The organism is Leisingera sp. JC11, from assembly GCF_040704725.1.
In the GTDB taxonomy this organism is placed as follows: Bacteria; Pseudomonadota; Alphaproteobacteria; order Rhodobacterales; family Rhodobacteraceae; genus Leisingera.
The window spans coordinates 183,315-201,388 of the sequence record NZ_JBFCVS010000005.1 but is presented as its reverse complement, the minus strand read 5'-3'; the positions used below and the strand labels follow the sequence as shown (position 1 = coordinate 201,388).

16 protein-coding genes are annotated in these 18,074 nt (G+C 63.1%); 8 read left to right on the top strand and 8 right to left on the bottom strand.

The genetic code is table 11. The features are described 5' to 3' along the window. The gene (locus AB1A62_RS07810) at window positions 1-1,149 is read right to left on the bottom strand and encodes an efflux RND transporter periplasmic adaptor subunit (RefSeq protein ID WP_366660950.1); all 1,149 of its coding nucleotides are present in this window, start codon (window positions 1,147-1,149) and stop codon (window positions 1-3) included. 102 nt (window positions 1,150-1,251) lie between these two features. Between AB1A62_RS07810 and AB1A62_RS07805 the strand changes: the two genes are divergently transcribed. Beyond that, window positions 1,252-1,866 carry a TetR/AcrR family transcriptional regulator gene (locus AB1A62_RS07805; protein WP_366660949.1) on the top strand — a complete coding sequence of 205 codons (615 nt, stop codon included), beginning with the start codon at window positions 1,252-1,254 and terminating at the stop codon, window positions 1,864-1,866. A 397-nt stretch (window positions 1,867-2,263) separates the two neighbouring features. Here AB1A62_RS07805 and AB1A62_RS07800 read toward each other — a convergent pair whose 3' ends face one another. After that, entirely contained in the window at window positions 2,264-3,847 is a 1,584-nt protein-coding gene (locus AB1A62_RS07800; RefSeq protein WP_366660948.1) for an ABC transporter substrate-binding protein, read from the bottom strand. A 157-nt stretch (window positions 3,848-4,004) separates the two neighbouring features. Here AB1A62_RS07800 and AB1A62_RS07795 point away from each other — a divergent pair, with 157 nt between their 5' ends. Beyond that, a complete protein-coding gene (locus tag AB1A62_RS07795) occupies window positions 4,005-4,979 on the top strand; it encodes a PLP-dependent aminotransferase family protein (protein WP_366660947.1) in 975 nt (324 codons plus the stop codon). A gap of 96 nt (window positions 4,980-5,075) precedes the next feature. Continuing rightward, on the top strand, window positions 5,076-5,486 hold the full coding sequence (locus AB1A62_RS07790; protein WP_366660946.1) for a hypothetical protein: 411 nt from the start codon (window positions 5,076-5,078) through the stop codon (window positions 5,484-5,486). A gap of 170 nt (window positions 5,487-5,656) precedes the next feature. Here AB1A62_RS07790 and AB1A62_RS07785 read toward each other — a convergent pair whose 3' ends face one another. Then, window positions 5,657-6,769 (bottom strand): trypsin-like peptidase domain-containing protein, encoded by a 1,113-nt coding sequence (locus tag AB1A62_RS07785; RefSeq protein ID WP_366660945.1) that lies wholly within the window; start codon window positions 6,767-6,769, stop codon window positions 5,657-5,659. Between the two features lie 141 nt (window positions 6,770-6,910). Between AB1A62_RS07785 and AB1A62_RS07780 the strand changes: the two genes are divergently transcribed. Both AB1A62_RS07780 and AB1A62_RS07775 read left to right on the top strand, forming a co-directional pair. Then, a complete protein-coding gene (locus AB1A62_RS07780; RefSeq protein WP_366660944.1) occupies window positions 6,911-7,582 on the top strand; it encodes a response regulator transcription factor in 672 nt (223 codons plus the stop codon). Between the two features lie 40 nt (window positions 7,583-7,622). Beyond that, entirely contained in the window at window positions 7,623-8,936 is a 1,314-nt protein-coding gene (locus AB1A62_RS07775; protein WP_366660943.1) for a HAMP domain-containing sensor histidine kinase, read from the top strand. Here the strand turns inward: AB1A62_RS07775 and AB1A62_RS07770 are convergent. Beyond that, window positions 8,933-10,423, bottom strand: coding sequence for a PLP-dependent aminotransferase family protein (locus AB1A62_RS07770; RefSeq protein WP_366660942.1), 1,491 nt, complete (start codon window positions 10,421-10,423; stop codon window positions 8,933-8,935). The two genes, AB1A62_RS07775 and AB1A62_RS07770, sit on opposite strands and share 4 nt — an antisense overlap. A 118-nt stretch (window positions 10,424-10,541) precedes the next feature. Here AB1A62_RS07770 and AB1A62_RS07765 point away from each other — a divergent pair, with 118 nt between their 5' ends. The 3 genes from AB1A62_RS07765 (at window position 10,542) to AB1A62_RS07755 (ending at window position 14,972) form a co-directional block, all read left to right on the top strand. After that, window positions 10,542-11,873 (top strand): uroporphyrinogen decarboxylase family protein, encoded by a 1,332-nt coding sequence (locus AB1A62_RS07765; protein ID WP_366660941.1) that lies wholly within the window; start codon window positions 10,542-10,544, stop codon window positions 11,871-11,873. A 479-nt stretch (window positions 11,874-12,352) separates the two neighbouring features. Beyond that, window positions 12,353-14,164 carry a calcium-binding protein gene (locus tag AB1A62_RS07760; protein ID WP_366660940.1) on the top strand — a complete coding sequence of 604 codons (1,812 nt, stop codon included), beginning with the start codon at window positions 12,353-12,355 and terminating at the stop codon, window positions 14,162-14,164. Window positions 14,165-14,252: 88 nt separating this feature from the next. Next, window positions 14,253-14,972: a hypothetical protein gene (locus AB1A62_RS07755; protein WP_366660939.1), complete on the top strand. Its 720-nt coding sequence runs from the start codon at window positions 14,253-14,255 to the stop codon at window positions 14,970-14,972. A 21-nt stretch (window positions 14,973-14,993) separates the two neighbouring features. Here the strand turns inward: AB1A62_RS07755 and maiA are convergent, their stop codons facing one another. From maiA to AB1A62_RS07735, 4 genes are read right to left on the bottom strand one after another with little or no spacing between them, the layout of a single operon-like run. Continuing rightward, entirely contained in the window at window positions 14,994-15,626 is a 633-nt protein-coding gene (maiA, locus tag AB1A62_RS07750; protein ID WP_366660938.1) for a maleylacetoacetate isomerase, read from the bottom strand. 59 nt (window positions 15,627-15,685) lie between these two features. Continuing rightward, complete coding sequence (locus tag AB1A62_RS07745; RefSeq protein WP_366660937.1) at window positions 15,686-16,228, bottom strand: VOC family protein; 543 nt, start codon at window positions 16,226-16,228, stop codon at window positions 15,686-15,688. Next, the gene (locus tag AB1A62_RS07740) at window positions 16,225-16,440 is read right to left on the bottom strand and encodes a DUF2783 domain-containing protein (RefSeq protein ID WP_366660936.1); all 216 of its coding nucleotides are present in this window, start codon (window positions 16,438-16,440) and stop codon (window positions 16,225-16,227) included. Before AB1A62_RS07740 ends, AB1A62_RS07745 begins: the two co-directional genes overlap by 4 nt. Window positions 16,441-16,445: 5 nt before the next feature. Continuing rightward, window positions 16,446-18,056 (bottom strand): FAD-dependent oxidoreductase, encoded by a 1,611-nt coding sequence (locus AB1A62_RS07735; RefSeq protein ID WP_366660935.1) that lies wholly within the window; start codon window positions 18,054-18,056, stop codon window positions 16,446-16,448. Window positions 18,057-18,074: the final 18 nt, after the last annotated feature.

Here is an 18,074-nt window from a genome sequence, read left to right as displayed (position 1 = left end):
TCAGCCATCCGCCGGTTTCGGGCTGACGCGCTGGCCGGGCAGAAAGGAGGCCAGCGGTGTCCGGGCCACCTGCCAGGGGCCGGTGCCGTCAGGCGCGGCGATGGTGATGTTCCCGCCGTGCCGGAACAGCACCCTGGGGGTGATGCGCTGGAGGAGGCCGGCGCCGTCGACCAGCCAGATATGTCCGGCCCGGGTCAATGTGCCTTCGGGAAGGGTGAGGGTGTTGGAAAGCTCCCGCCCGCGGAAGGCAACGCGCAGGAAGTCGCCCGCCAGCACCGCCTGTTGCGGGTCAGTGATCTCCAGAAAGATGCGCATCTGGCGGGTTTTCTGATCGAGGAATCCGCCGCCCTGGCGGATCCGGGCCTGGCCGAGGGGCTGCCCGTTGCGATGGTAAAGGTCCGCCATCTGGCCGGTGACGGGCTGTTGCAGCAGCTTCCAGTCCTCCTGGCTCAGCCCGGCGGTGATTTCGAACTGGCGGTCGTCGGCCAGCTGCAGCAGGGGATCGCCCGCGTTTACGGTCTGGCCCAGGCTGGCCAGGCGGCGGGTGACAAACCCGGAGAAGGGGGCCGTGACCTCGCAATCCGCCAGATCGCGCTGCGCGGTCTGCAGCTGCGCCTTGGCGGCGGCCACGTTGCGTTCGGCGATCCGCAGCTGCGGCAGGTGAAGCGCCAGGTCATTGGGCGGGCTGGCGCCGTCGCGGGCAAACTGCCGCTGGGCGACGGTCACCTTGTTCCGGGCCTGAAGCAAAGACAGCCTGGCCTGTTCCAGAGACAGTTCAGCCGCGGCAACGGCGGTCTTATAGCGGGTTTTCTCAATGGAAAACAACGACGTGCCTTCGGCAGCCCGGGAGCCGGCCAAGGCGCCGGCGTGCACGGAGAGGATCCGCCCGGACACGGCTGAGCGCAGCTCTGCGTCCCAGCGCGGGCGGAGCTCGGCGTAGGCGGAGACCACTGCCCGGGCCGGACCGGGCGAAACCGCGATGACCGAAACCGCCGGGGCAGGCGGCGGCGCTGCCGTGCGGGTCACATCGGCGGTGTCCTCGGTCTCAAACAGCAGCAGGACAACCGTGGCCAGGACCGCCACCGAAACGGCCAGGCACAGCCATTGCCTGCCGCGCCGTGCCGGGGCCTTGGGTGTTGTGTTTGCCATGTGCAGCCTTTCCCGCCGAAACCAGAATCACTGCCCCTTGCGGGGCGGTGTAATCTGGCATATACGGTGAACGATCGTTCGTTCAAGGAGTGTTCAGAAAAAATGCCTGCCGGAGAAGAAAAGGCCGCATCGAAACGGGAAAAGGCAATTGCACAGCGCCGGACGCAGATCCTGGAGGCGGCGCTGGAATGCTTTCTGGAGAACGGCTATCACCAGACCGGGGTGCGGGATATTGCAAAGAAGGCCGGGGTGAGTCTGGGCAATCTTTATAATCACTTCCCGGGCAAGCATGACGTGCTGGCAGAAATCGCGGCGCTGGAGCGGCTGGAGCTGGCGCCGTTTCTGAAGATGCTGGCCGGCCCGGCCCCGGCGCCGAAGGTCCTGAAAAAGTTTGTGGCGGCCTATGCCAAATACCTGGCGGATCCGGATACCGTGATCCTGACGCTGGAGATTTCCGGCGAGGCCATTCGCAAGCCCGACATTGCCGCGATGTTCATGGACAACCGGGAGCAGCTGGCCGCCGCGCTGACGGCTGTGCTGGAGCGCGGTATTGCCGAAGGGTACCTGCGCCGTCTGCCCGATCCGCGGGAGACGGCACAGCTGATCATTGAACTGGCCGAAGGCAGCGCCTACCGCTGCGTTCTGAGCAACGCCTCCTTGCGTAAGGCTCTGAAAGGGCTGTGGGATTTCGTTTCAGCGGCGGTTCTCGCCCACTGAGTTCCAGCATGCCGATGAGTGCCTACCGCACTTTCGATGAGCGCTTTTTTTTTGCCGAAGAGCGAAAGGTTGCTGGACCTCGGAAGACCTCGAGTCTTCCTGAGAGCAAGGCAAACTGGGCTGCGGCCGGGCGGTAATCTGACAGCCATGAAAACGGGTGCGCTGGAGCGGTGGAAACGGGAGCGGGACTTCGCGGGCCAGGAGAGAGATGCGGCCGCTATTTTCCCTTTGGGCGCGTAGAGGCCTGGCAAGGGTCGTGCCGGGACCAGCCAGACGCCAACTTCACAAGCCGCAGCAAGGCAAAGCGGATGTTGCACGTGACCGGCTTCATCTCTTCACCGTAAAAAATGGCGGGCAGCCCGGAGAAACTGCCCGCCGAAGCCGTTGGGAGCTCAAGTTACAGCAGCCAGGTTTTCACCAATGCGCCGTCGTACATCATGCCGCCGCCCGGATCGTTCTCCCAGCCGCCGATTTGCTCGCTGACGCCGTCAATGAAGTCGTTGAACATCGGGATGATGGCGCCGCCCTCGTCGCGCACCATAAGGCCCATTTCGCGGTATAGCGCAGTGCGCTTGGCGGTGTCGAGCTCCCCCTTGGCCTGCAGCAGCAGCGCGTCGTAATCCTCCCGCTTGAACCGGGTGTCGTTCCAGTCGGCATCGGACTTGTATGCAGTCGAAAACATCTGGTCCTGCACCGGACGCCCGCCCCAGTAGGAGGCGCAGAAGGGTTCCTTGTTCCAGACCTCGGACCAGTATCCGTCACTGGGGACGCGCTCGATCTGCAGCGGTATGCCTGCCTTGGCTGCGCTCTGCTGGAACAGCGCCGCAGCATCCACCGCGCCGGGGAAGGCGTTGTCCGAAACCTTCAGGACAACCGGGCCGTCGTGGCCGGACTTCTGGTAGTAGTGGCGGGCCTGATCCGGGTCATAGCTGCGCTGCTCGATATCGCCGGAGAACAGCGGGTATGCGGCGTTGATCGGCATGTCGTTGCCCACACTGCCGAAGCCGCGAAGCACCTTGTCGATCATCTCCTGCCGGTCCACCGTCAGCTTCAGCGCCATCCGCAGGTCGTTGCTGGCGAAGGGCGCGGTGTCGCAATGCATGAGGAAGCAATAGTGGCCGCGGCCCGAAATGCTCTCGATCCGCAGGCCCGGCGCACGGCCCAGCAGATTGGCGATTTTTGGCGACACCCGGTTGATGAAATGCACCTGGCCGCTTTGCAGCGCTGCGGTGCGGGCGGTGTCATCGTTCAGCACCAGGATCTCGATCTCATCGGCGTGGCCGCGGCCTGCGTCCCAGTAGTTGGCAAATTTTTTGAAGGCATGGCGGGCGCCGGGCTCGTTGACTTCAACCGTGTAGGGGCCTGTACCAATGCCCGCAGCGGGCGCATCCATGCCGCCATCAGGCTGCACCACCAGGTGATAATCCGACATCAGATAGGGCAGGTCGGCATTCGGCGTTTCCAGGGTGACGCTGAAATAGCCGCCATCCGCCTTCATCGACTCGATGCCGCGCATGATGCCCAGGGCACCGGACTGGCTGTCGTCGTTTGAGTGGCGCTGCATGGTCTTCAGCACGTCCACCGGTGTCAGCGTCTTGCCGTTGTGAAACTCCACTCCTTCGCGGATCTTGAAGGTCCAGGTCTTGGCGTCGGCGCTGGCTTCAACCGTTTCCGCCAAGCGCGGCACGATTTCTCCTTGCGGGCTGACTTCGACCAGCAGATCGCCATAGGCGGTCAGCACGTTGTTGGCGACCGAACTGGCTGCCAGTGCCGGGTCCAGGCTGTCGGTGCTGGCGCCGCCCTGCAGGCCGGACCGGATCAGCCCGCCTTTCTTCGGGCCTTCGTCCCGAGCGGCAGAGGCCAGCAGGCTGTTGGCGCTGGCGGCGGCAACCCCCAGCGCGCCGAGGCGGCCGATGAATTCGCGGCGGGTCATGAAGCCTTTGACCGCCCGTTCCACGTAGTGGCTGATGATGTCGGACATGTTGTTTCCCTGCTGGCTGCACCACGGCCCGGACAGGGCAAGACAGCCTGTTTCTGTTCACCCCCCAATCAGGGCAGGTCAGGATGTGGTGGCAGAAAATGGTTTTGCCCGCTACGTCCATTTTGGTTAAATGATGCAAACCATTTAGGGGCCGCCAGTGCCGGAGCAGACCAAGCATTTTGCCCCGCTGCCGTTTTTGCAGCTGGACCGCACATCGGCCACGCCGCTTTATTTGCAGCTGGTCCAGCAGCTGCGCCGGATGATCCAGGACGGCGGCATCAAACCCGGACAGAAATTGCCGTCGACCCGCTGGCTGAAGGAGCATCACGGGATTGCCCGCAGCACCCTGGTCGCCGCGTTCGAACAGCTGGCCAGCGAAGGCTACCTGCAAAGCCGCACCGGCTCCGGCACCTTCGTGAACCCGGAATTTCCCGGCCTGCATCCCGGCACCGGCATTGCCGCAGAGCAACCGCAGCCGCCCAAACTGTCGCAGCGCGGCGCCGCGGCAGCCGGGGGGCTGGATCTTTCCTATTTCGACCCGGTCCGGGTGCGCCCGTTTCTGGCCAATGTGCCTGCTATCGACCTGTTTCCGCACAAGATCTGGGGCCGCATCGAAAACCGCATCCGCAACCGGCTGGACAGCACCATGATGGCCTATGGCCAGCCCGGCGGCTACGCGCCGCTGCGCGTGGCAATCTGCGATCATGTGCTGAACCGGCGCGGCCTGAAATGCAGCCCCGCTCAGGTGATTGTCACCAACGGCTCGCAGCAGTCGCTGAACCTGATTGCCGCGCTGCTGCTCGACCCCGGCGGCAAGGTGCTGATGGAGGACCCCTCCAGCCCGGTGGTGCGGCTGAGCTTTCTGGCTCAGGGCGGAACCGTCGTGCCGGTGCCGGTGACAGAGACCGGCGCCGCGGTTCCGCCGGACGGCCCGCGAACCGATGGCGCGCGGCTGGCCTATCTGACGCCGTCCTGTCAGTATCCGCTGGGCACGGTGATGCCGATTGCACAGCGGCTGGAGTGGATGGACTGGGCTCGCCGTAATGACTCCTGGCTGATCGAGGACGACCTGGACAATGAGTTCATGTTCGGCGGCCGGCCGGATCCGGCGATTTATTGCGACGACCACTAGGCGCGCACGATCTATGTCTCCAGCTTCAACAACGCGCTGTTCCCGTCGCTGAGGCTGGGTTTCATCATTGCGCCGCCTGCGCTGGCCAGGCCGCTGATGGCGCTGAGCGCGATCACCGACCGAGGCCCCAACACCTGGCTGCAGGCGGTGCTGGCGGAATTCATCGGCCAGGGCCACCTGAGCACCCACATGCGCCGCATGCACAGTGCCTATGTGCGCCGCCGCAGGGCGATGATCAGCAGCTTTGACCGCATTGCCAGCCCGCATGTGTCGCTGCGCCAGAACACCAGCGGTCTGCGCGTGATTGCTAATCTGCCGCCGGGCACGCGGGATTTGGACGTGCTTGACAGGCTGGACGCGCGCGGGCTGTCGGCCTACGCGCTGTCCTATTACTGCATGCAGCGTCAGGACCTGAACGGGCTGCTGCTGGGCTTCGGCTGCACCCATGAGGATGACATCCCTGCCGCAGTTGAAGACCTGTGCACATGTTTGGCATCACTGGCTTAGGCGATTGCCGCAAGCACAGGCTCTGAAGGGGCGAGGCAGCGGCAATTGCGGCTTTCAGCAGTTCCCGGGGACTGGCTGACCCTGCGCGGGCACACCCCGCCGGCCGGACTGCAGCTCTGATCATCCCAATCCCTGCCTGTTTCAAGGCAGGGAAGTCAGGTTTGCGGGTTTCAGGCGTTCTGGCCGGAACGGTCGCCCAAGGTCACGTTCAGGATCACTTCCTTGCCTTTGCGCAGTACCTCGATTTTGGCTTCCTCGCCTGGCGTGTTCACCGCTACAGCGGCAGTCAGGTCGCGGAGCTCATTGATTTCAGTCTCGTCGAACCGCAGCACCACGTCGCCGGGATTGAGACCGGCCTCAGCCGCCGGGCTTTCGGCCATTACGCTTTCAATCACCACGCCCTTGCCGGTCTCGCGGCCAAGCACGTTGGCAGCATCCTCAGACAGCGGCTTGATCTGAACGCCCAGCCAGCCGCGGGCGATTTCGCCATCGTCTTCCAGGTCGGCGACGATCTTCTGCACCATGTCCGAGGGCACCGCAAAGCCGATCCCGACAGAACCGCCGCCCGGCGAGTAAATCATGGTGTTGACGCCAACGACTTCGCCTTCGGCATTGAACAGCGGCCCGCCGGAATTGCCCTTGTTGATCGCAGCATCGGTTTGGATGAAGTCGTCGAAGGGGCCGGAGTTGATGTTGCGCGAGGTGGCCGAGACGATGCCTGAGGTCACGGTGCCGGCGAGGCCGAAGGGGCTGCCCATGGCGATCACCTCGTCGCCAACGCGCAATTCGTCAGAGGAGCCGAACTCCACTGCCGTCAGCGGCGCATCCGCCTCGACTTTCAAAAGCGCGATATCGGTCAGCGGGTCGGCACCGATCACGGTGGCGTCATGCTTGCTGCCGTCGGCGAGGGTGACCGAAACGGTTTGCGCATTGTCGATCACATGGTGGTTGGTGACGATCAGCCCCTCCTCGGAGATTACGAAGCCCGAGCCTGCGCCCTTGACCGCGCGGTCGTTTCCGAATTCCGGAATCCGACCGCCAAAACGGCGCATGAACTCCTCCATGAACTTGTCGTTGGGCATCGCCTGCCGGTCAGCTGCGGGCTGTGTCTTGCCAGTGACTTCGACAAAAACAACGGCGGGAGAAATGGTTTCGACCAAGTCCGCGTAACCGCCGGCGGGCACGGCCAGAGCAGGCGCTGGCGCCAAGGCCAACATGGCAGCGGCCGAGGCGGCGGCGGTCAGGGCAAAGGTGAACCGTTTGGGGGCGGGATTTTTGGACATCTGCGTTTCCTTGCGTTCGAAGTGATGCAAGGCAGATGGCAGGCCAGGATTTCAATCATCTGACGCTTTCTATACAGATCTGTAATGTGTGCTGGGGTCCGGCCCGGTGTATAGCGGGCAGACGCTGAAACGGGGAATGCCTTGAAGATCCTGGTGATAGAAGACGACGCAACGACGGGCCCCTACGTGGCTTCGGGCCTGCGCGAGGAAGGGCATACCGCAGACCTGGTCACGGATGGCCGCGCGGGGTTGCTGCAGGCGACCGCGTCCGACTACGACATTCTGATCATCGACCGGATGCTGCCCAGCCTCGACGGGCTGAGCCTGATCAAGACCCTGCGCGGGGCCGGGGTGCGGACACCTGCCCTCATGCTGACCGCCCTTAGCGGCGTGAATGACCGGATTGAGGGCCTCGAGGCCGGGGCTGATGATTATCTCGTGAAACCCTTCGCCTTCGGCGAACTGGCTGCCCGCGTGGCGGCGCTGGCCCGCCGTCCTGGCCTGCAGGCACAGGAATCCGTGCTGCGCGCGGGCAACCTGGAGATGGATCTGATCCGCCGCAAGGTGACGCGCGCAGGCCAGGAGATCGAGCTGCTGCCCCGCGAATTCCGTCTGCTGGAGCATCTGTTGCGCCGCAAGGGCCGGGTGCAGACCCGCACCATGCTGCTGGAGGCGGTCTGGGACATCAGCTTTGACCCGCAGACCAATGTGGTGGAGACCCATATATCGCGCCTGCGAGCCAAGGTCGACAAGCCCTTTGACAGCGAATTGATCGAAACCGTGCGCGGCGCGGGGTACCGGATTGCCGAATGATCTGAAAGACCGTGCGCGCACTTTGCTGCGCTCTTCGCCCATGCGCCAGTCGCTGTGGCTGTCGCTGCTGTTCGTGGCAGCCAGCGCGTTCAGCCTCGGCATCACCTACTATGTTGCCCATGGCGCCCAGCGGCAGGCGATCGAGGACAGCCTGACACAGGATATGGCAGGCTTCCGCGCCACGCCTTCCGCCGCGGCGCTGGCGGCGCTGGTCAACGCTGAAACCGCTGAGACCGATCCGCAGCGCCGCCTGCTCAGCTACCGCCGGCCCGGGGGGCGGGTGGTGGCCGGGAATGCCGCGATCATGCAGCAGCAGGCAGGGTTCCGGGTGGTGGCGCTGGGACAGGAGCCGGTGGAGATCACCGGCCGCTTCATATCGCTAAGCGCATACATTCATGGCGGTCTGCTGACGGTTGCGCAAAGTGCCAAACCGCTGGACGATCTGCGCCAGACATACCTCCGCGTAGTTCTGTTCAGCCTGCTTCCTGCGATTGCCGTTGCTGTATTTGGCGGTGTGCTTCTGGCGCGGCGCTCGGCCCGGTCGCTTGCAGGAATTGAATCCACGCTGTCGGCGCTGACTTCTGGCGATCTGAGCGCCCGGGTGCCGCAGACCGTGGGGCGGGAACAGGATCTCGCCCGCATCGGCCGCAGCGTGAACCGCATGGCCGAGGCGCAGCAGCAGTCGACCGACGCCCTGCGGCAGGTCTCGGCGGATATTGCCCATGATTTGAAAACACCGATCCAGAGGGTGGCGGTGCAGCTAGCGCGCCTGCAGGATACCCAGGGCTTACCGGAACAGGCTCAGGCCCTGGCGGATCAAGCGTTGGAGGAAACCCGGGGCATCACAAGCACCTTCCAGGCGCTGTTGCAGATCGCCCAGCTGGAGGATGGCGCGCCGCGGTCCCGGTTCGAGCCAGTGGACCTGTGCGGAGTCGCCGCCACCTTTGCCGAGATTTATGAACCCGCGGCTGAGGAGCAGGGCCGCAAGCTGGCGCTCGATCTGCCTGGGGTTCCGGTGACGGTCGTTGGTGACAAGGCGCTCATCGGCCAGATGCTTGCCAATCTGATCGAAAATGCCCTGCGTCATACACCGGAGGGAACGGATATTGCTGTTTCTGTGCGGCGGCAGGCAGCAAAGGCAATTCTGACGGTCCGCGACCACGGTCCCGGCATCCCTGAGGGTGAGCACCAGAATGTGCTGCGCCGCCTTTACCGGCTGGAGCAGAGCCGTACCACTCCGGGCAGCGGCCTTGGTCTCAGTTTGGTGGCGGCCATCGCCGATTTGCACGGGGCGGATTTGTCCCTGTCCGAAGCAAACCCCGGCTTGCGGGTGAGCGTGGGGTTCGGCGGTTAACCGGCTTCTGCCAAGTTCCTCAGCACCTCTGCCAAACGCTTGACCAGCCGCGGAATGAGCCGCTCATCCGCACCGGAAAACCCCAGCACCAGCGCGGGCCGCCCAAGCGGTTCGATGCAATAGACCGAGATCGGCAGCGAGTCGATGCCCGCCTCCAGCAGCGCTTCGTGGGCGACCTGGTCATCAATCCTATGCTTCAGCCAGGCCACCATATGCATCCCGGCATCGGTGCGCTGCGGCTCCAGCCACTCCGCGCAGTCTTGGCTGAGCGCCTCGAACAGCACATCCCGGCGGGTCCGGTACAATCGGCGCATCTTGCGAATATGTTCATTGAACCGCCCGTCCTCCATGAAGCGTGCCATCGCTTCTTCCACCACGGCAGAGGAGTTCTGCCCGAGCAGATTCCGCGCGGTGGCAAAGGTGCTGGCGAATTCCGGCGGAACTACCACATAACCCAGCCGCATCGCGGCAAACATCGACTTGGAGAAGGTGCCCGCATAGAACACCCGCCGTGAACTGTCCAAGGCGCTGAGCGCAGGCAGCGGCCGGCCGCGGTAGCGGAACTCGCTGTCGTAATCGTCCTCGATGATCCAGGCGCTGTTTTCCTGCGCATAAGCCAGCAGCGCCAGCCGCCGCCCCAGGCTCATGGTGGTGCCCAAGGGCTGCTGGTGCGACGGCGTGGTGAAAATCAGCGCAGGGCTAGGGTGGCGGGCGATGGCATGGTCCAGGTCCAGCCCTTCGGCATCGACGGGCACCGGGGCCACACTGGCGCCCATGATCTGCATCACGTCGCGCCCGGCGATATGGCCGGGGCTCTCATACCAGACCGTATCGCCCTGATTGAGCAGCACAAAGGCAATCAGAACAAAGGCCTGCTGCGCGCCGGAGGTGATGATGATCCGCTCCGCCTCCACCTTCATGCCGCGCGCATCCGCCAGATGGCGGGCAATCGCCGCGCGCAGATCCGCGTTGCCGTTCACCTGCCCGTAACCGAGGCTGCGGCGCGCGTCCCGGGCCATCGCCTCAGCCATGTATTTCTGCCAGAGTTTGGCCGGGAACTGGTCCAGCGCCGGAACACCGGGCCGGAACGGCGCCGTCTCGCCATAGCGCGCGACGGATTTCGAGGCTGCGATGGCCCGTGCCCGGTCCGAAATCCCGACGCCCGCAGGCTTCTCCCGGCGGCGCGGGGTGCGGACCTTGGGGAAGGCCTCGGTATCCAGCCCGTCCGCAACAAAGGTGCCCGCCCCGGTCTTCCCCTGGGCATAGCCTTCGGCGATGATCTGTTCATAGACGGTCTTGACCGTGATCCGCGATATCCCCAGCTCCTGCGCCAGTTCCCGGGTCGAAGGCAGCTTTTGCCCCGGCGCCAAGGACCCGTCCAGGATCAGCCGCCGCAGCGAGGCATCCAGCTGCCGGTAGATCGGCACCTTGGACTCGCGTTCGATTGTGAAACCCTGCAGCAGCGCGCCGCCCGGTGATTTCGGCATCTCAAAATGGGCCTATAACTGGATCAATAACGGGTATATTTGATGTGCCCATTTCTGGATAGCCTCAATCCCATCCGGCGCGGCCGCGCCACGGGTTCACAGTGCTTGAGGCGGATCCATGACCAGACTAGAAGACTACGCATTTCCCAAGGGGCTGGAGCTTCTGCGGGCCTGGCAAGCGGGCGGCGTCGAGGCCAAGGCAGAGATGACCCGGGTGTTCGACGCTGCCATCGCCGGAGAGTTTGATGCGAACTTCGCCCAAAAGGCCGACCCGGGCCGCGTCAATTGCGTCGCCTCGGTGCATATGCTGGCGCTGGCGGTGCTGAATGACCTCTACGGTATCGAGACCCGCGAATACTACCACGAGGACCCCTACCGCTATGTCCGCGCCAACCTCGCGGTCAGCCGTCTGCTGGGAGTGAACAAGTTCTACATCACCTGGGCGCTTTATGCCTGGACCTGCGAACCGCTGGGCCAGACCATGATGTACCCGGACAAATACCCGCCGGGCGCCGACCCGGACGATATGCTGATCAACAAGTACAACTGGCGCGACCTGAAGACGCCTGATTTCACCACCGGCGTGCCGCTGGCGATCACCAACATCTTGCGGGTGCATGAGGAGCTGACCGGGCTGCCGCCGCTGCTGCAGATCACCGCGCCCTACAGCCTGGCTGCCGACATTTACGGGCAGGAGCCGCTGTTGTCGGACGTGGTGAACGACCCGGATGAGGTGAACGCGCTGCTGGATCACCTCGGCGATACGGTGCTCGGCCCGTGGATGGATCACCATATCGCCACCTTCCCGAACGGATGGATCGAACTGTCCGACGCCTCCGGCTCGCCCTTCTTTATCGGGGCGGAGAATTGCAAGAACATGTCGATCCGCGCGATCCGGCACATGCTGCGGGACAAACCCTATGCGGACCGGGTGTTTGACAACAACTACCGCGGCGACCACGTGACGCTGGCCAGTAAGAAGGACCGCCGCTCCCGCCGCCGCGGTGCAGAGGCAGGCGCCGCCGCCGCGCCAGACTGCACGCCCTCGGAGAACCCGGCATTGCTGGAGCTGACCGAAGCCAAGGTCAGCGTGAACCCGGTCTTCATCATGCGGCTGGCCGCGGACAAGGTGGATATTTCGTTTTACGAACAGCAGGCGATTGCCCGGAATTTGCCGCTGACGTCGGGGGTCGGTTCGCCGGAGATCGACCGCAACAGCCTCGAGGACCTGGAGGCCGTCAAGGACGAAACCCGGCAGATGGCGCGCACCCATGTTGCGGCAATCCGCAATGTCTGCGCGCATGTTGATCTGCCGGAGGACAACCACGTTGGCCAAGCCTGGCCAAGCCATATCTATTTCGAGGACGTGAACCTGCACTCGGAATTCGACCTGGTTGAAATCATTCTGGAGGAGGTCTATGGCGCGGACCCTATCCGGCGAAAGGCTTGAGAGGTTTCTGTTTCTGCCGTGCTCTTTGCCAATCGCGTGAACCCGTTGGTCTGGCAGCGCAAAAGGGCACCGTTGTGCCACGTCAGATGCGCCAGTTTCTGCAGCTGGGCCCAAGCCTGCGGGGTGGCATCACCCGTGTCAGCTCCTAGGGCAATGTGCCGGCACCGGACGGCGCAGACTGAAAAACGTCCGTGACTTCCACCGTCAAACAGTGTTGCCGCTCCAGTCTGTGCGGAAACAGAAACCGATGCTCGGGCCTGGTAGCCCTGCGCCGCTGCTGCGTGCCATTTTTGTATCTGTTGCACGAACGGTGAAATCAGCGGGTTTGACGGTCTGGAGAGCACGGGAAAATTGGGGTAGCTTTTCCCGGAGCGGTTAGAAACCTGCTGGCGGATCCTTGTTTTGGGCAAAACGCCGGTAAAGAGCGGGTTTGACCCGGACGTAAATTAGACACCAGCTATGTTTTTGATGAGGCCGCGATGGCGACGATTACATTTTATGAACCCTTTGCTATCGGCACTGAAATTGAAGCTGAGTTCTTTGTCTCCTCCGAGAGGATACTGTTTGTAGGGGCAGACGGCTTTCGCGCGGAATACAGGTCGGCACAGGGAGCGGAGTTCCAATTTATTGTCGGCGAGAACAATAGTTTCACTGTTACTGGCACAATCGAATCCTACTACCAGTACCAGCCTTACAGCACGACGGAGATGGTGTATGCCGTGACGGGCCTGGAGCTGGACGCAAATAGCGTTGTTGCAGACCCGGACATTACATCCGAGGAATTTCTTCAGCTGTTTTACGGCGGTTCTGACACTTTCAACGGCTCGGGTTTGAACGACAGCATCAGCGGCCTGTCCGGGGCGGACGTGATCAGCGGCAACGGCGGTCAGGATCAGCTGTTTGGCGGCATTGGTGCGGATACCTTGTACGGTGGGGCTGGCAACGATGAATTGGACGGCGGCTTCGGGACGGACAGGCTCGGGGGCGGCAACGGACAGGATACATTGTCCGGGCAGGAGGGCGCAGATTTCCTGTTTGGGGGGGCAGGCCATGACTGGCTTTCCGGCGGCGGCGGTGTTGATACGCTGAATGGCGGCGATGATGACGACACACTTGACGGCGGCGCGGGCAACGACAGTCTGACTGGAGGCCGCGGCGATGACGGTTTGAGCGGCGGGACAGGGCGTGACACTCTGGCCGGGCAAAGCGGTGCTGATACTCTGGACGGCGGTGCCGGGGGCGATGATCTTGATGGCGGTGCCGGGAATGACAGCCTGTCCGGAGGGGCCGGGTATGACGTGCTGAACGGAGGCGCCGGCGACGATAGCCTGGAAGGCGGTGACGAAACCGACAGGCTGACGGGACATACGGGTAATGACACCCTGCTGGGTGATGGCGGGGCGGATGCACTTGGCGGCGGCGGCGGCTCGGATCTGCTGCAAGGCGGCACCGGCAGCGACACGCTGCTGGGCGGTTCTGGTGATGACACGCTGCAGGGCGGGTCGGGTGACGACTCGCTGCAGGGCGGTTCCGGTGACGACATGCTGCTAGGCGGTTCCGGCAATGATACGCTGAATGGCAGCCTGGACGGGGATCAGCTGTTTGGAAGCGCCGGAGACGATTTTCTGTTTGGCGGCTACGGGGCTGATTTTCTGGCGGGCGGGGACGATGAAGATAGTCTGGCAGGCGGTTCCGGCGATGACACGCTGAAAGGCGGCTCAGGTGATGACACTCTCAGCGGCGGTGCCGGAAATGACACCCTGCAAGGCAATTCGGACAATGACCAGCTGTTGGGAAATGCGGGGACGGATGAGCTGGATGGCGGCGGCGGGGCTGATCTGCTTGATGGCGGCGCAGGGGATGACGCGCTGGCGGGGGGAGACGGTGCAGATACTCTGACTGGCGGGCTGGGAACCGATACGCTCAGCGGCGGTGCGGGTGCGGATGTCTTTGTCTTCAGCAGTTTCGATGAAAGCAGTGCAGGGGACGACTCTCTGGACGTGATCACGGACTTCGACGATACGCGGGACCAGATCGATTTCAGCTCTCTCACTTCGGGGGATGCCTATATCGGCATATCTCTCGACGACGGTGACTTTGAACTGACGCCGTCCAATGGGGCCATGTTCTTTGACATCACTCTCTACATTGATGAGCACCCGGATGGCCTGTACATCGGAGCCTTTGACAGCAGTGAAACAGAGTTGGACTTCGAACTCCTTCTGCTCGACGCCACAGGGTTGACGTCTGAGCACATCATCGGAATTTCCGGCGGTCCTTTGGGAGCGTAGTCAAGGCCGGTTCGGGCTGGGTTCCCTGTCTGAGGGGGGCGCACCGGCAAGAAACCCTGCATTTGCGGGGCAAAGTTAAGAGGGTTCAATGAACAGCAGTAATAACAAGGCGGTCTATACATTGCCCTTGGCGGCCGCACTATTGCTTTCGCCGGCACTGGCTGAGGCCGCCGCGGTGACTGGCAGGACAGCTTTGCAGAAAAACGCTGCGGTTTACGTGCACAAGGCGCAGGTGCGAGGAGCCCCTTCGGCTTCGCAATTTGGCGGCGATGGCGAAACTGGCGGCGATGCAGCGGAAAGCGATGGTGTAAGAAGCTCAAGCACCAGCACGTCGGCCCCGGTTGGGCCGGCGTCGGTGACAAATTCCGTCACCAGCACGGTTGTCGCGCAGATCAGCACCTCGTCGGCGGCCTGCGAGGCGGTTGGCGCGGCTTACCGGACTGACTGTCTGGCCAAAGAGCTGAAAGCGCTTGTCAAGAAACTGCCTGCTCATGGCGAATATGCTGTCGCCCGTGAGGCGCTGGCCACGGCCTCGGATGAGCTGACCAGCCTGTCCCGGCAGAACCGTGACTACAGCCAGCCGCGGCTGCGGATCACCGTTCAGGCGGACAGCGAAACTGTGCGCCGCCCGGTTTCAGCGGTTAAGCAGGAAAGGGTGGCCGAAACCAACGCCAAGGCGCTGGCCGTTCTGGAAGAGACGACCACGGTGCTGCTGCGTTCGGCTGAAGGCAACAACGATGTGGCGCTGCATTACCAGCGGATTGCCCAGGCGCTGAATTCCAGCAAGGTGCTGCTGCGCTCCTTGTGACGCCGCAGCCCCAGGGGCCAGTCAGCCGGGCTGATCCGGGTAGGCGGCGGCAAAGGCCGGGTGGGCGGCGCAAGCCGCCTCTACAGCGCATATCCGCGGCAAGCCGGAGAAATCGGTCTCCCAGCGGCGGGCATTGTAAAGCTGGGGCATCAGGCAGATGTCCGCCAGCCCAGGCGTTTCACCGATGCAGAAGGGAGCTTGGGCGAAATCACCCAGCAAAACCTCAAATGCCTGCAGCCCCGGGCGGATGAAATGCTGCATCCAGGCTTTGGGCATGTCCTCTGCCCCGCCGCTCAGGCTTGTGGCGTGTTTGGCAACCTGGAGATTGCAGACCGGATGCACGTCCACCGCCACCGAATGCGCCAGAGCCCTCGCCTTGGCGCGCTGGCCTGGATCCGCGGGCAGCAGGCCGAGGTTCCGGGTTTCGTCCAGGTAATCGAGGATCGCCAGAGATTGGGTGAGGCGCAACCCGTCGATCTCCAGCACAGGTACAAAGCCCTGCGGGTTGCGGGCCAGGTGCTCCGGGCTCCTGTGCTCGCCCTTGACCAGGTCAACCGGGACTGAGGTGTATTCAATCCCGGCCAGGTTCAGCGCGATGCGCAGCCGGTAGCTGGCCGATGAGCGCCAGTAGTCATAAAGGATGGTGCTGCCCATCGGCATGCTCCCCGTGCTGAGAAGGCAGCCCACCGGGCTGCCTTGGCGGCTTGTGCAATTCAGGCCTTGTTCAATTCCTTGGCGTGCAGCCACTCGGCGTGCTTGGGGGCTTTCTTGGTCTTAGACCATTCATCCAGCATCTCCCATTTCACCGAGTCCAGCTTTTTAAGCAGCGCCTCTTCCTCCGGATCGGGGCAGGCCAGTTCCACCCGGTGCCCGTTCGGATCGAAGAAGTAAATCGAGTGGAAGATCGAGTGGTCGGTGACGCCCAGCACTTCGACGCCGTTGGCTTCCAGATGCTCCTTGAATTGGATCAGCGTCTCGCGGTCCTTCACCTTGAACGCAATGTGCTGCACCCACACCGGCGTGTTGCGGTCGCGGTCCATCTCCGGCTTTGTCGGGAGCTCAAAGAAAGCCAGGACGTTGCCGTTCCCTGCATCCATGAAGATATGCATGTAGGGATCAGGCTCATGGGTAGATGGGACGTGATCCTCGGCAATCGCCAGGACGAAGTCCATGTTCAGCATCTTGTTGTACCACTCGACCGTCTCTTTGGCGTCCTTGCAGCGGTAGGCGACGTGGTGGATCTGTTCGATTTTCAAGCGGAGTCCTCCCCGGGTTTCAGCGCGGCAGCCGCCAGCGCCTGTTTCAGGATCGCGCGTTTTCCAATGTGATTTGCCAGCACCAGCACCAGGCGCGCATTCAGCGCATCGCTTTCGGCCTTGCTCAGATCCTCATGCGCACTCAGCAGATCGGCATAGAAATCGTCGGCGCGCTCGAGGTTGGCGGTCAGGATCAGTTCGTCTTCGGTCATCTTGATTACTCCTTCCCGATAGCCCGGCGGATCGCGTGCCGGATCAGGTTTTCGTCAAAGCTGGGGCGGCGGGCGGCGACATGCTGGTCCGGGCGGATCAGGTAAACACCGCTTTCAAGCTTGCCCAGGTAGCGCTCCTGCAGCGCCAGTGTCTTGTCATCCTTGATCGACAGCGCCAGGCGGGTGACCTCGATACCTTCCTCCTCGATCACATCGGGGGCATCGGCGTCTATGGTCAGCAGCACGAATTTATCGCCTAGCTTGTCCAGCAGGAACTCGTCGCCAAGCGGCACATCGGGGCAGGGGGAGCCGGGGCGGGTGCGCTCGGGCCCGTTCAGCGCGTCTGCCGAATTCAGCGGCGAGCCATCATAGGTGCAGGGCACCGACAGGCGGCCGGAGTTCACCAAGGGACGCGCGAATTCATACTGTTCCGACAAGTCCAGAACCGCGTCGCGCAGCACCCGGCTCATCTCCGATTTCGGGGTGATGAAGTCGGTGGAGCGCGAGGAGTTCAGGATGTTCTCGTCGGCGCCGTGGATGCGTTCGATATCGTAGCTGTCGAGCAGGCTTTCCGGTGCCTTGCCGTCCATCACCAGCTGCAGCTTCCAGCACAGGTTGTCGGTGTCCTGCAGGCCAGAGTTGGCGCCGCGGGCGCCAAACGGCGACACCTGATGCGCGGAATCGCCGGCAAAGATTACCCGGCCGTGGCGGAATTTTTCCATGCGGCGGCACTGGAAAGTGTAAATCGAGACCCATTCAAGCTCGAACTTCACATCCTGGCCCAGCATTGCCTGAAGCCGCGGGATCACGTTTTCGGGGCGCTTTTCGCGCTCCTTGTCGATGTCCCAGCCGAGCTGCAGGTCAATCCGCCAGACGCCATCCGGCTGCTTGTGCAGCAAGGCCGACTGACCCTTGTTGAAAGGCGGATCGAACCAGAACCAGCGCTCCGTCGGGAAGTCCGCCTCCATGATCACATCGGCGATCAGGAAGTTGTCCTCGAACACCCGGCCGACAAAATCCAGCCCCAGCATCTGCCGTGTGGGGGAGCCGGCGCCGTCGCAGGCGATCAGCCATTCGGCTTCCAGGTTGTAGGGGCCTTCTGGTGTATCGACTTCCAGCGTCACATGGCTGGGATGGGTGCCGATGGCCGAAACCTTGTTGCGGCCGCGGATCTCGATCGGCGTACCCTGCTCCTGCAGTTCGCGGACCCGGTTCACCAGGTATTCCTCGAAGTAATACTGCTGCAGATTGATGAAGGCGGGGCGCTTGTGACCCTCTTCCGGCAGCAGGTTGAAGTCATAGACCTGACGGTCGTCAAAGAACACCTTGCCGACATTCCACTGCACGCCCTTGTCCACCATCGGCTGGCCGCAGCCCAGCCGGTCGAGGATTTCCAGCGGCCGCTTGGCAAAGCAGATCGCGCGGGAGCCGAAGCTCACCTTGTCGTTGTCATCCAGAACCACCACTTCGGTGCCCTGCTGGGCCAGGTCGATGGCCGCTGCCAGGCCGATGGGGCCTGCCCCGATCACCACCACCTTACGGCGTACGGGGGCAGGGGCATCCTGATCCGCGTGGCGCGCGTAGGGGTACAACGGGACTTCAAAGATCTTGTTCATCAGGTCTCCTCCCAATAT